Annotated in this window: 14 protein-coding genes, 13 tRNA genes and 1 pseudogene; 25 read left to right on the top strand and 3 right to left on the bottom strand. The window is 41.2% G+C overall.

Annotated elements, in window-relative coordinates; genetic code table 11:
- On the bottom strand, window positions 1–265 hold a 265-nt coding region (locus tag BLR88_RS17765), incomplete at its 3' end, for a helix-turn-helix domain-containing protein (RefSeq protein WP_139185025.1).
- A gap of 596 nt (window positions 266–861) precedes the next feature.
- Here BLR88_RS17765 and BLR88_RS17770 point away from each other — a divergent pair.
- Window positions 862–1,170 carry a GNAT family N-acetyltransferase gene (locus tag BLR88_RS17770; RefSeq protein ID WP_322787685.1) on the top strand — a complete coding sequence of 103 codons (309 nt, stop codon included), beginning with the start codon at window positions 862–864 and terminating at the stop codon, window positions 1,168–1,170.
- A gap of 162 nt (window positions 1,171–1,332) precedes the next feature.
- Here the strand turns inward: BLR88_RS17770 and BLR88_RS20710 are convergent.
- Window positions 1,333–1,464 (bottom strand): annotated as a pseudogene (locus BLR88_RS20710) (IS256 family transposase); the annotation flags it as partial.
- 310 nt (window positions 1,465–1,774) lie between these two features.
- Here BLR88_RS20710 and BLR88_RS17775 point away from each other — a divergent pair.
- From BLR88_RS17775 to BLR88_RS17815, 8 genes are all read left to right on the top strand, one after another.
- Complete coding sequence (locus BLR88_RS17775; RefSeq protein WP_057900100.1) at window positions 1,775–2,068, top strand: hypothetical protein; 294 nt, start codon at window positions 1,775–1,777, stop codon at window positions 2,066–2,068.
- A 95-nt stretch (window positions 2,069–2,163) separates the two neighbouring features.
- Complete coding sequence (locus BLR88_RS17780; protein ID WP_057900099.1) at window positions 2,164–2,523, top strand: DUF3139 domain-containing protein; 360 nt, start codon at window positions 2,164–2,166, stop codon at window positions 2,521–2,523.
- Between the two features lie 120 nt (window positions 2,524–2,643).
- The gene (locus BLR88_RS17785; protein WP_409338414.1) at window positions 2,644–2,784 is read left to right on the top strand and encodes a fumarylacetoacetate hydrolase family protein; all 141 of its coding nucleotides are present in this window, start codon (window positions 2,644–2,646) and stop codon (window positions 2,782–2,784) included.
- A 327-nt stretch (window positions 2,785–3,111) separates the two neighbouring features.
- On the top strand, window positions 3,112–3,651 hold the full coding sequence (locus tag BLR88_RS17790) for a peroxiredoxin (protein ID WP_057900098.1): 540 nt from the start codon (window positions 3,112–3,114) through the stop codon (window positions 3,649–3,651).
- A 183-nt stretch (window positions 3,652–3,834) separates the two neighbouring features.
- Window positions 3,835–4,155 carry a hypothetical protein gene (locus tag BLR88_RS20625; RefSeq protein WP_139185026.1) on the top strand — a complete coding sequence of 107 codons (321 nt, stop codon included), beginning with the start codon at window positions 3,835–3,837 and terminating at the stop codon, window positions 4,153–4,155.
- A 102-nt stretch (window positions 4,156–4,257) separates the two neighbouring features.
- Window positions 4,258–4,458 (top strand): hypothetical protein, encoded by a 201-nt coding sequence (locus tag BLR88_RS17800; protein WP_082706125.1) that lies wholly within the window; start codon window positions 4,258–4,260, stop codon window positions 4,456–4,458.
- A 575-nt stretch (window positions 4,459–5,033) separates the two neighbouring features.
- On the top strand, window positions 5,034–5,513 hold the full coding sequence (locus BLR88_RS17810; protein ID WP_057900097.1) for a hypothetical protein: 480 nt from the start codon (window positions 5,034–5,036) through the stop codon (window positions 5,511–5,513).
- A gap of 59 nt (window positions 5,514–5,572) precedes the next feature.
- Window positions 5,573–6,127: a beta-class carbonic anhydrase gene (locus BLR88_RS17815; RefSeq protein WP_057900096.1), complete on the top strand. Its 555-nt coding sequence runs from the start codon at window positions 5,573–5,575 to the stop codon at window positions 6,125–6,127.
- A gap of 202 nt (window positions 6,128–6,329) precedes the next feature.
- Here the strand turns inward: BLR88_RS17815 and BLR88_RS17820 are convergent, their stop codons facing one another.
- A complete protein-coding gene (locus BLR88_RS17820) occupies window positions 6,330–7,697 on the bottom strand; it encodes an alanine/glycine:cation symporter family protein (RefSeq protein ID WP_057900095.1) in 1,368 nt (455 codons plus the stop codon).
- A 180-nt stretch (window positions 7,698–7,877) separates the two neighbouring features.
- Here BLR88_RS17820 and BLR88_RS17825 point away from each other — a divergent pair, with 180 nt between their 5' ends.
- From BLR88_RS17825 to BLR88_RS17895, 16 genes are all read left to right on the top strand, one after another.
- Window positions 7,878–8,669 carry an enoyl-CoA hydratase/isomerase family protein gene (locus tag BLR88_RS17825; RefSeq protein ID WP_057900094.1) on the top strand — a complete coding sequence of 264 codons (792 nt, stop codon included), beginning with the start codon at window positions 7,878–7,880 and terminating at the stop codon, window positions 8,667–8,669.
- A gap of 111 nt (window positions 8,670–8,780) precedes the next feature.
- A complete protein-coding gene (locus BLR88_RS20445) occupies window positions 8,781–8,906 on the top strand; it encodes a hypothetical protein (RefSeq protein ID WP_257721580.1) in 126 nt (41 codons plus the stop codon).
- Window positions 8,907–8,999: 93 nt separating this feature from the next.
- The gene (locus BLR88_RS17830) at window positions 9,000–9,563 is read left to right on the top strand and encodes a ribonuclease H-like YkuK family protein (protein WP_091261469.1); all 564 of its coding nucleotides are present in this window, start codon (window positions 9,000–9,002) and stop codon (window positions 9,561–9,563) included.
- Window positions 9,564–9,713: 150 nt separating this feature from the next.
- Window positions 9,714–9,789 (top strand) — tRNA-Asn (locus BLR88_RS17835).
- Between the two features lie 4 nt (window positions 9,790–9,793).
- Window positions 9,794–9,870 (top strand) — tRNA-Glu (locus BLR88_RS17840).
- A gap of 3 nt (window positions 9,871–9,873) precedes the next feature.
- Window positions 9,874–9,949, top strand: a tRNA-Val gene (locus BLR88_RS17845).
- 35 nt (window positions 9,950–9,984) lie between these two features.
- A tRNA-Thr gene (locus BLR88_RS17850) sits at window positions 9,985–10,060 on the top strand.
- A gap of 10 nt (window positions 10,061–10,070) precedes the next feature.
- Window positions 10,071–10,147, top strand: a tRNA-Asp gene (locus BLR88_RS17855).
- A 28-nt stretch (window positions 10,148–10,175) separates the two neighbouring features.
- Window positions 10,176–10,251, top strand: a tRNA-Phe gene (locus BLR88_RS17860).
- 55 nt (window positions 10,252–10,306) lie between these two features.
- Window positions 10,307–10,391 (top strand) — tRNA-Tyr (locus BLR88_RS17865).
- A gap of 7 nt (window positions 10,392–10,398) precedes the next feature.
- Window positions 10,399–10,473: transfer RNA gene (locus tag BLR88_RS17870), tRNA-Gln, on the top strand.
- Window positions 10,474–10,540: 67 nt separating this feature from the next.
- A tRNA-Lys gene (locus BLR88_RS17875) sits at window positions 10,541–10,616 on the top strand.
- A gap of 7 nt (window positions 10,617–10,623) precedes the next feature.
- Window positions 10,624–10,699, top strand: a tRNA-Gly gene (locus tag BLR88_RS17880).
- A gap of 33 nt (window positions 10,700–10,732) precedes the next feature.
- Window positions 10,733–10,821 (top strand) — tRNA-Leu (locus BLR88_RS17885).
- Between the two features lie 24 nt (window positions 10,822–10,845).
- Window positions 10,846–10,922: transfer RNA gene (locus BLR88_RS17890), tRNA-Arg, on the top strand.
- A gap of 7 nt (window positions 10,923–10,929) precedes the next feature.
- A tRNA-Pro gene (locus tag BLR88_RS17895) sits at window positions 10,930–11,006 on the top strand.
- Window positions 11,007–11,011: the final 5 nt, after the last annotated feature.

The following is an 11,011-nucleotide window of genomic DNA, read 5'->3' on the forward strand; positions in this document are numbered from 1 at the left end:
CTGTATAACCAAGGCTCTGGATTTCTCCATACAGTTTCTCGCTGTTAAACACACCATCTTCTATCATGCGTTTATGCAAGTAGTCTTTATAGCGGTCTAGTTTACTTCCTCGGCTCGTTCGTTTCTTTTTCAAAGGCGGGGAGTTTTCCCCAAGATACTTACGAACTGTTTTTCGATCAATCCCCAACTGCCGGGCAATGTCAGAGATAGACATTCCTTTCCGGTATAACTCCTTGATCATAAAAAATTCCCCTCTCGTAATCATGAACCATAGCTCCTCTCAGATGTCTATGGTTCTTATTGTAGGTTGGGGAATTTTATTCCGGCTATATTGGGGATTTTATCATCGGCTTTAACATAATTACACATGTTTTAAGTAAACGAATAAAATAGTTTTAATATTTTATTTTTAACTCTTTATACAAAAGAGAAAATTCGTGATGTTATATCATCATATTTTGTATATAAATTTATAAAAAGGGGAGTATTTCTAAAATTACGGCTGGGACAATGTTACTTTCACCTATTTGTGTATTTGCACAGGAAAACACACAAGATATAAATTTGAAAAATGCACAATCTTGTCCAGAACGAGTACTACGTCGTATTGGCTGTTAAACTGTCAATTGGAATGTATATAGTAAAAAGAGATATTTGAATAAGGGTAAAATCTAAAATAAACGGTAACAGGGGGAAGATAGAATGAATGTACCAACCTTTAAAATCAAAGAAGTAACCGAAGAAATGTTGCCAGAATTAAAAAAATTAATGTTAAAGTACATAGTGGATTTTTATAAGTGTCCCTAACCCACAGATGAAAATTTAACAAATCACGTATTATATCTTTTTGAAAATCCCCAGATGGGAAAACAATTTATGATCCAGGTGGACAATAAATCTGCTGGCTTTGCGACTTTGTATTATACATTTAGCACGACTAAGGTTGCTAAAATAGCTATACTTAACGACTTGTATATTGATAGCGACTACAGGAAACAAGAATTTGGAGAAGAACTTTTTAAATTTTGCTTAAGTTATACAAGGGAAAATAACTTTAGCACCATGTCCTGGAAGACAGCAGTTGATAATTATGTAGCACAATCTCTTTATGATAAGATGGGCGGTATGAATACTAACCAAAAGTGGATTAATTATGAAATTATACTATAACCGAGTTGTGTAAATGAATTTTGAAACTCGTACTCCTATAACCGATCGCTTGTTAATCTTTCAAGAAAAAGAGGTCACAAATTTACATGCATTACCATTATATAGAGGGAATTTTATTAAAAATTCTCTCCTATTTTTTACAATGTAAATAGGGAGTTGATTCTACTCTCCATATTTTTGTTTAAATTTGTCTTGCAATGCCATATAAGCCGAGGCGAATCCCTTTAGCTTGCGGGTAGACCAACGTTCCTGTAAGTCTTGCAGCGCAAGGAAACCGATTTTCTCTGCTGCTTTTGCTTCAGAAGCAGAAAATAATCATGCAATGTTCGCAATCAAAGACCCTGTTTTACAACATGTGTTAACGTTTTTAGATTGTCCTAATATTCCTGAGACCACGTATGTAACAGGAAGACCTGCCGTCCCAAGAACATTCTTTTCTGTTGTTTAAAGAACAAACTTGCTCTTGAGCAGCCTCGCTGGTACGGAAAAAATCGTTATCATTTTCACTGCCAGTTGTGTGCTATTATTCATAATATTTCATTTTTATATTATTTTTGTAATATAATCAAAATTATAGAAATCAATGTATACTAAAAGGAGAAATATGTGGACTTTATTAGAGCTAATACGTGTTGTTTTAGTTTTGGTTATTGGAAACGCCATACTATGGATTTTAGAAAGAAGTGTATATGTCGCACTTGGTGTAAATGTAGAAAGTAATCTTTACCTAGTATTAACCAGTATTGCAAACCTGCTTATTATTTTTATTCTGTATAGAAATAAATTACAGTTTTTAGGCTGGTATAAAGGGAATAAAAATCGCCTCCCTAAAGCAACAACAATCTTCTTTTTACTATCAGCTGCGTGTTGCCTATTTATAATTCCTTTTCTAACTTGAAATCTCCCGGAAAATCCGGGAGATATAATACTCTTTCTTGTGTAATATATGTATTATTATTTCCTTTATTTGAAAAATCTTCATTAGGAGGAAAAATGAAAAGTAAATTTATTGTAATTGTTTTTGTATTATTAATTCTTATCGGAGGAGGATTATTTTTAAAATTTCAATACGACCATTCCCTTCAAGAAATACAACAAAAAACAATGGAGTATTTAGTGAAAGATAAAAACTACAAAGAGAGTGATATAAAAAAAGTAGAAAGCGTACATACAAAAGGAGGGGACATGGGAGTCTTAGTTAAAGTTACGTTTGTTGACGAACCAGAAACTGAGTATTCTTACCAGTCTTATAACGGGAAAATAATTCAAATTGAAGTGAACGGAGAAAGAAAGGCTTATCCTAAAAGTAAACATGTAGAAACTAACAATAGCATGATAAAACAAATGAAGTAATGATGCGGGAATCAGTCATAAATCTCTTGGATTTTCGAGGGGGGGTATTTTTGTCCAAAAACACTCCCCTATATCTTTCGAGGCAGAGGATTCCCGTCGGCATTTCCTAAGGGTATAACAATAAAACCTGGTGATATGATCGCAACTGGAACACCTGAAGGTGTTGGTATGGGATTTGAACCTCCCCGTTTTTTGAAGTCAGGTGATGTCGTTGAAGTTGAAATTGAGAAGTTACGGGTTTTGAGAAATACAATTGCTTAAAACTGGATTTTGTAGTTCCATCGCAGGCCTTGAGGGAATGATATTTTCTTCAAGGTCTTTCTTTTTGTATTAATCACTTTTTCTGCGCACGTTGCCTATTCCTGCTGGATTGGATCTGTTGCTGTGGTATGTGCGGGAAGTGATAAGGATAGAACAGAGTATAAATAAGGAATACAGAATGCATTGAGCTGTGGTTTTTTATTTGTTCAGATAAAACCCTATATAAATTGAATATAATTTTTATTAGAAAACATTATTGACTTGTTTTATATTTCTATTTATAATTATTTCATATAAGAAATGAAAACTTAAATGGAGGTATTAATAATGGCAGATCGTCTTGTAGGTAAGAAAGCTCCAACTTTTACAATGGAAACAGTTTTAGGAAACGGTGAAGATTTTGGAAAGGTATCTTTAGAAGACTATCGCGGCAAGTGGTTGGTTCTGTTCTTTTACCCGATGGATTTCACGTTTGTATGTCCGACAGAAATTACCGCACTCAGCGATGCATATGAGCAGTTTGCCGAACTTGATGCAGATATTCTTGGTGTATCGACAGACTCCGTATATACGCACCGTGCATGGATTAACACGCCAAGGGAGCAAAACGGTCTTGGCAAGCTTAATTTCCCGCTCGCAGCCGACCTGACTCATAAAGTCTCCCATGATTATGGGGTTCTGGTTGAAGAACAGGGAGTTGCTCAGCGCGGATTGTTTATCATCGATCCGGAAGGCGAATTGAAATACCAAGTAGTTACGGACGACAATGTAGGGCGTTCTGTAGACGAGACGCTGCGCGTACTTCAAGCATTACAAGCAGGCGGTCTTTGCCCGGCCAACTGGAAGCCTGGAATGAAAACTTTATAAAGTGGAAGAGCCGTTACTATAACGGCCCTTGAGCGTGTAGACAAAGTACGGAAGGTACAAGGTTTACACGCTTTTTTGTTGAAATAAATATCATATCGAGATTTTATGCAGAATTTTTGCTTTCCAAGGTAAAAATTTTCTTCGTAGCTGACGAGTGGACAAGGGCCGTTGGTTTTTAAACGTTTGTTTAATTTTTTTGAAAGCGGGAAATTGCCGGGAATGGCCGCGTCATTCAGACGTATTGGCGGAATTATAGCGCCGCTCCTTGTTGAGCAAGCATTGCATGTTTTTTGCCGTTATTTTATTGCGATTGGTGTGCTGGCAGTAGTTATGCTAGGATCGGAGACGCGTCATCAGGAATTGATTAGAAAAAGCGAAAGAAACAATGTTGGGACAAATGCAGGCTTACAGCATAGAGAAGCCTACGCATGTTTTTGCTTAGTTTGTAATCGGTTCGATCGTGGGAGCGAGGTAGATATTATTTGTAGACTCCTTTGGAAATGAGCGATCTATTCCTGTTATTTGTTTGGAAATTTTTTTATTGCAACCTGACATATACTTTTTCGTATAGGAAGGTAATCTGCTAACAAAGGAGATACGATTATTATGTCGCTTTTTAAAGACTTATTAAAAACGCTGATGGGTCGGAAAAAGTATGGTTATCATCGTTACAGTAGTAGTGATCACTATCACCGTTCCCACCATCATCCGTCCCATTATGATCACTCTCATTACGGCCATTCTCATTACAAAAGGAAACATAAGAGGCGCAGTTTCTTTTCCAGTGGTGGATTTTTTAGCAGCTAACTAGATAGAGTACGGGGCTTTGAAGCATCGCTGTTAATAATTGCATTTGCAACACTGGTCATAGCGGGGAACCTATTTCTATTCATTCCAGTATGAGCCGCCTTGTGGGACGTCTGTTGTGCATGACCGTCTTGGTGTTACCAGCACTAAGCGGTCTCTTTTTTATTTTATTGCTTTTCACTAACAACTATGGTGTCTTAATAATTTTATTTTAAAAAAGGCAGGAATGTATGTTCGTATTAAAGTCGGCAATTACGAGCGAAGAAACTGGTCGAAAGAAAATGGTACTCTCTATAGCGTGAGCGTTTCTAAAAAGTATACAGAAGGAAAGAACTGTGAATATCGTGGGCTATACATTGAAGTAAAGTATTTAACGCTGATTGTGTAGGGGTTTACAATATCTTACGCAAGTATCTGTGTCGGATCAGGGAACCGTATCCAGCAGTAGTGGCGTTGGACACGCCGGTGATTGATGTACCGATGGAATCAACATACATTCATTGGGAATCCGAAGCTCGCCAATTCATTGGCGATGTAGTTCACCGTGAACGTGTACAGTAAAAGGGGGACAAATGATGAAGGAGCCTGATAAGTGCATCGAACAAGAGCAAGTGCTCTCGTCCCATACAAAAGAACGCTGGTGGCGAAGAAGACGTGAAGTAGAAGAGTGGGAACAAAGAGAAAAGGGCATAAAAAAGGAAAAGCTGACCCTTCCTTTTTTAAATGACGAAGTGGATGTTGAATTGTTTCCCGCGCTTTCTTTGCTTAACAGTATGGGAATTGTGACGGAATATTCATGTGCGGGTGTTAGCGAATTGGATGATCCAGTAAGCCATTCGCTTTACGCGTATGTAACATTGCGCGAATCCGAAGCAGCTCAGGTATTTCTTGCTTATTTGCGCGGGAAAATGCGCCACCGCCTGCTTGTTGTATATGAGCCGGCTCGCAGACGATATGATATTTCTTCTTTTTATATTCGGCATAACCGTTCCTTTTGCTTTTTGTTATACCACTATGCGCTACAGTGGAAAAACACTTGTCCGATGGTGGAATGAAATCGTATACGTTATAATGAAATGAAAGCACTTATTTGAGTGGAGTAGGGGGAAACGTAATGTCTGTATTAGCAGAAATTATGGAGTATAATCGTAATTTTGTGGAAAATAAAAAATATGAAGAATTCCGAACGACAAAATATCCCGATAAAGGCATTGTTATTTTGACATGTATGGATACACGACTTATCGAGCTTTTGCCGCGCGCTATGAACTTGCGAAATGGTGATGCGAAGATTATTAAAAATGCAGGTGCAATGGTAACGCATCCTTTTGGAAGTATTATGAGAAGCATTTTGGTAGCGGTATATGAACTACAGGCGAAAGAAGTGTTTGTCGTTGGTCATCATGATTGCGGAATGACAAGTTTGAAGCCCGGCTCTGTGCTTGAAAAAATGAAGCAAAGCGGTATCTCGGAGGACAGAATAGAAACGCTCCAGCATGCTGGTATCGAATTGGATAAGTGGCTGACCGGTTTTAATAGTGTAGCAGAGAGTGTTAAGCAGACGGTGTATAATATTAAGAAACATCCGCTATTTCCACCACATAGTGCGGTACATGGCCTGGTTATCCATCCGGAAACCGGGAAGCTGGATCTTGTAGTGAAGGGATAAGGGCAGAAGTTGACAGGCGCCTTTTTTGTAATGTTCCGTTCCATGCTATGGGTACTTGAGATACTGTGTAAGGCTAGTGTGGATTTTGGGATAAGAACGTGGGTAGGTAAATTCTAAATAAGGAAATGATTGCTGAACTCGAGGAACAATCGGTGTGAAACAGGATGAAAAGAGAGGCCTAACAGCCTCTCTTTTCATCTGGTTAAGCGTCTGCTTGTTTCGGTATGGAATCAGGAGATGTGTGTTTTACGTATTTACTGTAGTGTCGGGATTCAGCCACAACCACACCCGACAGGGCGAGCAGGCCGATTAAGTTTGGCAAAGCCATGAGACCGTTTAAAATATCGGCGATGGACCATACGAGTCCAAGCTTGGCCACCGCTCCAAGGAAAACGGTAAACGTATATATAAGCCGGTAGCCGAAAATCGCTTTCGTGCCGAAAAGATACCCAAAACATTTTTCTCCGTAATACGACCATCCAAGAATAGTAGAGTAGGCAAAGAAGATCAGACCGATAGTAACGATCCATCCGCCCGGCCCCGGCAGCATTTGATTGAATGCTTCCGTGGTTAAGGCGGCGCCTTCCAAACCTTTATTTGTATACAGGCCGCTCATAACCAGAGCAATACCAGTGATCGAACATACAACAATGGTGTCAAGAAACGTTCCGGTCATTGAGACAAGTGCCTGACGCCCTGGATGGTCAGTTTTGGCCGCTGCTGCCGCGATTGGTGCGGAGCCCATACCTGCTTCGTTGGAAAATACGCCGCGCGCTACACCGTAACGAATGACGGTGCCGATAGCGCCTCCTGCCATGGCTTGGCCGGTAAATGCATCGGTAAAAATAAGTCCAATTGCACCTGGTAATTTATCAACGTTAGTAAGAATAACAATAAGTCCACCAAGAACATAGACAATTGCCATAAAAGGGACGATAATACTTGCTGCACGTCCGATACTTTTAATTCCGCCAAGAATGACGAGCGCAGTAAGAACGGTGAGGACGGGACCTGTAATCCAAGGACTGATGCCAAAGCTGGCTTTTACGGATTCGGCAACTGAGTTGGATTGCACGGAGCTTCCGATACCGAACGCGGCGAACGAACCAAGCAGCGCGAAGCAGACAGCAAGCCATTTCCAGCCTAATCCACGTTCAATGTAGTACATTGGACCGCCAGACATTTCGCCGTTTTTGCCGTTGATACGGTATTTAACGGCAAGAATAGCTTCTGAATACTTGGTAGCCATGCCGAAAATGGCCGTAATCCACATCCAGAATACGGCGCCCGGCCCCCCGGCTACGACAGCAGTTGCGACCCCGGCGATATTACCCGTACCAATCGTCGCCGATAAAGCGGTCATTAGAGACTGAAAATGAGAAATATCGCCCTCCGATTTTTGATCTTGATTTTTGGAGAAAGCGAGCTTTAAAGCGTGAGGAAGTTCGGTAAATTGCAAGAATGATAGGCGGAACGTTAGATAAATTCCTGTTCCTACAAGCAGAATGAGCAAGGGCGGGCCCCATACGATAGTACTTACTTCCGATAGAAACTTTTCGAAGACTTCCATAGCAACCTCCCTACAATTTTTTCTAAAAATTTTCATTATTTATAAATTACATATAGACAATTCATTTGTCTAGTCTTACAGTTTGAATAAATAAGAATTATAATGAATTTAGATATTTAAGGAAGTGTCTTGTTTAAAAGTTATTCACAGCTGAATACAAGCAAATAATGAGGTGATCATTTGAAGTTAGAAATTAGTCGCTTTGAAGATGGAGCAAAAATTGTTTGGCAGGAGACGGCAGGATTAGCGATCGTAACCATTAAACGGCCGCAATCCAAGAACGCTATGACACCCGAGATGTGGAAGGTGCTCGCAGATATTGGGAAGAAAATAGAAAAAAACAAAAAAATCAAAACGGCAATTTTGCGGGGGGAAGGACCGCAGTTTACAGTTGGTTCCGACATTAAAGCGTTTCATAAAATGACGATTGAGGAAGCGAATGAAGCATTTGTTTTAATGGAAGATGCCATTTCTTCGTTCGAGTATTTACGTATTCCGACAATTGCATTTATCAATGGCCCGGCGATGGGAGCAGGTCTGGAGCTGGCGCTTTCCTGCGATTTACGTGTGGGAACGCCTAATGCGTTGTTGGGGATACCAATTGGAAAATTGGGAATTACGATTAGCCAGCGTTTCTCCCAGCGTCTAGTTAATTTAATCGGGCCGAGCCGGACGAAGGATTTGATTTTTACAGGGCGTTCATTTACAGGTGAGGAGGCGTACAGACTTGGCTTGTTAAATTATCTTGTTGAGGAGGAGAACGCAGAAAGCTTTGTATTGGAATTAGCACAGAAAATCGCTCGTGCTTCTATGAATTCGCTTCAAGCAGCAAAAGAAGCGGTAGCACGTTGTGTGCCGTTCACGGAAGTAGCATTTGGACACCGCGGATATCCACAGTACATTGACCCGATCGACTTTCCTGAAGGTGTAGCAGCCTTTGTGGAAAAGCGGGAACCACGTTTTAGAGGTTAAACAAAAAATTCGCATAAAATTTACGAAATTTTATAACTTTTTCCACTGGAATTGTTTCGTATTAGTGGTACAATAAATATAATTAAAAAACAAAGGAAAGGGGATGGCGGCATGCTCGGTGAAGATATGAAATGTAAGGAAATGGTCATCTTTATGCCGTGCTGTATCCGCCGTATGTTTACCGCGTTCCTTTCCGTGAAAAACACGTATAAAAACGCTGAAGCGACGATAAGGTAATAACAGGACTATCTCATACATGTGAGATGGTCTTTTTATTTTCTTGAAATAAAGCAACAATAAATGTAAGGAACGGAAGATAGGAGGGATACAATGGAAACGAAACGGGCTTATAAGCAAGGTGTGTTTTATAACATGAGTGAAAGATTTTTTAGTTTTGACGAAGTTTTTGAGCGTATCCTGCATTTTATTGCATATGATCCGCTGGCACGGTATTCCATGGCTATCGGTACAGACTCGCACGCGTATCAGACATATACAAAATTTACGTCCGCTGTGTTAATTCACCGCATTGGAAAAGGAGCTTGGGGCTGTCTGCGCGACTGTATCGTACCAAGGCGTATTGAGAGCCTACGGGAGAAAATATCACTGGAGACTTCGCTGAGTCAAGAGATTGCTTATTATATAACGCCGGAGATGATTGCCAAGATTTCGGACGTATTATTGCCATATGTGGAAAAAGGTGCGGATTTTACCATGTCGATTCACTTAGATATAGGAAAACAGGGATCGACAAAAGAATTAATTAAAGAGATGGTGGGAAGGATTCAGGCCATGGGAATTGAAGCAAAAATTAAACCCGATTCTTACGTAGCTTCCAGCTATGCGAACCGGTATACCAAACGTAGTTCAGTAGTAAAATTGAGCGTTACTTAATTTATCTGCAAATTTTTATTTATAAATTACTCATTCGTTTTAAAAAAGTACTTGCTATCTTGGTTTGTACATGATATATTAAAAAACGTCACTGCTAATACTTCTTAAGGATGAAGGAGCAGTTGGATTGTTTCATAATTTGTTATTCATTCCGCAGTAGCTCAGTCGGTAGAGCAATCGGCTGTTAACCGATCGGTCGCTGGTTCGAGTCCGGCCTGCGGAGCCATTGTGGCCCGTTGGAGAAGTGGCTTAACTCACCAGCCTTTCACGCTGGCATTCAGGGGTTCGAATCCCCTACGGGTCACCATCTGGAGGGTTAGCTCAGCTGGGAGAGCATCTGCCTTACAAGCAGAGGGTCGGCGGTTCGATCCCGTCACCCTCCACCATCTATCCATTCCTTGAAAAAGAAAGCAAATAATACGCCGGTGTAGCTCAACTGGCAGAGCACCTGACTTGTAATCAGGGGGTTGAGGGTTCGATTCCTTTCGCCGGCACCATTTTTGATGCGGAGCCGTGGTGAAGTTGGAGTTCACGCCGGACTGTCACTCCGGAGGTCGCGGGTTCGAGTCCCGTCGGCTCCGCCATTTTATTTTTTTTAATATATGGTAATTTGGCTCGGTAGCTCAGTTGGTAGAGCAGAGGACTGAAAATCCTCGTGTCGGCGGTTCGATTCCGTCCCGAGCCACCATTTTTTGACCATAGATAGTTGGACAAGCTATCAATTATAATCAGATGGGGAATATGGAGGGGTAGCGAAGTGGCTAAACGCGGCGGACTGTAAATCCGCTCCCTCTGGGTTCGGCGGTTCGAATCCGTCCCCCTCCACCATTGAAGTTGGGGTATCGCCAAGCGGTAAGGCAACGGACTTTGACTCCGTCATTCCCTGGTTCGAATCCAGGTACCCCAGCCATTTTTATCGTAAATAACCGCGAAATTCTGTGGCGTTTGCGATATCAGGTCATCTTTGTTGTTTGTTGGAGCCATTAGCTCAGTTGGTAGAGCACCTGACTTTTAATCAGGGTGTCACTGGTTCGAGTCCAGTATGGCTCACCATTTTCATGCGGACATAGCTCAGTTGGTAGAGCACAACCTTGCCAAGGTTGGGGTCGCGAGTTCGAGTCTCGTTGTCCGCTCCATCTATAATATAAGAGCAAAGGCTCTTTTTTTATGCCGGGGTGGCGGAACTGGCAGACGCACAGGACTTAAAATCCTGCGGTAGGCGACTACCGTACCGGTTCGATTCCGGTCCTCGGCACCATTGATATAAGTGCAAAGGTATTTCGTGCCCGTAGCTCAACCGGATAGAGTGTCTGACTACGAATCAGAAGGTTGGGAGTTCGAGTCTCTCCGGGCACGCCATTTATTTCGGGAAGTGGCTCAGCTTGGTAGAGCACCTGGTTTGGGACCAGGGGGTCGCAGGTTCAAATCCTGTCTTCCCGACCACGTTT

Origin of the sequence: Aneurinibacillus thermoaerophilus, from assembly GCF_900099925.1 — a bacterium.
Lineage (GTDB): Bacteria > Bacillota > Bacilli > Aneurinibacillales > Aneurinibacillaceae > Aneurinibacillus > Aneurinibacillus thermoaerophilus.

Coding starts and splice junctions, on each gene's coding strand:
- BLR88_RS20445 (WP_257721580.1), top strand. CDS start 8,781: ATGCTCGGTGAAGATATGAAATGTAAGGAAATGGTCATCTTTATGCCG.
- BLR88_RS17770 (WP_322787685.1), top strand. CDS start 862: ATGGGAAAACAATTTATGATCCAGGTGGACAATAAATCTGCTGGCTTT.
- BLR88_RS17830 (WP_091261469.1), top strand. CDS start 9,000: ATGGAAACGAAACGGGCTTATAAGCAAGGTGTGTTTTATAACATGAGT.
- BLR88_RS17820 (WP_057900095.1), bottom strand. CDS start 7,697: ATGGAAGTCTTCGAAAAGTTTCTATCGGAAGTAAGTACTATCGTATGG.
- BLR88_RS17815 (WP_057900096.1), top strand. CDS start 5,573: ATGTCTGTATTAGCAGAAATTATGGAGTATAATCGTAATTTTGTGGAA.
- BLR88_RS17780 (WP_057900099.1), top strand. CDS start 2,164: ATGAAAAGTAAATTTATTGTAATTGTTTTTGTATTATTAATTCTTATC.
- BLR88_RS17775 (WP_057900100.1), top strand. CDS start 1,775: ATGTGGACTTTATTAGAGCTAATACGTGTTGTTTTAGTTTTGGTTATT.
- BLR88_RS17810 (WP_057900097.1), top strand. CDS start 5,034: ATGAAGGAGCCTGATAAGTGCATCGAACAAGAGCAAGTGCTCTCGTCC.
- BLR88_RS17790 (WP_057900098.1), top strand. CDS start 3,112: ATGGCAGATCGTCTTGTAGGTAAGAAAGCTCCAACTTTTACAATGGAA.
- BLR88_RS17800 (WP_082706125.1), top strand. CDS start 4,258: ATGTCGCTTTTTAAAGACTTATTAAAAACGCTGATGGGTCGGAAAAAG.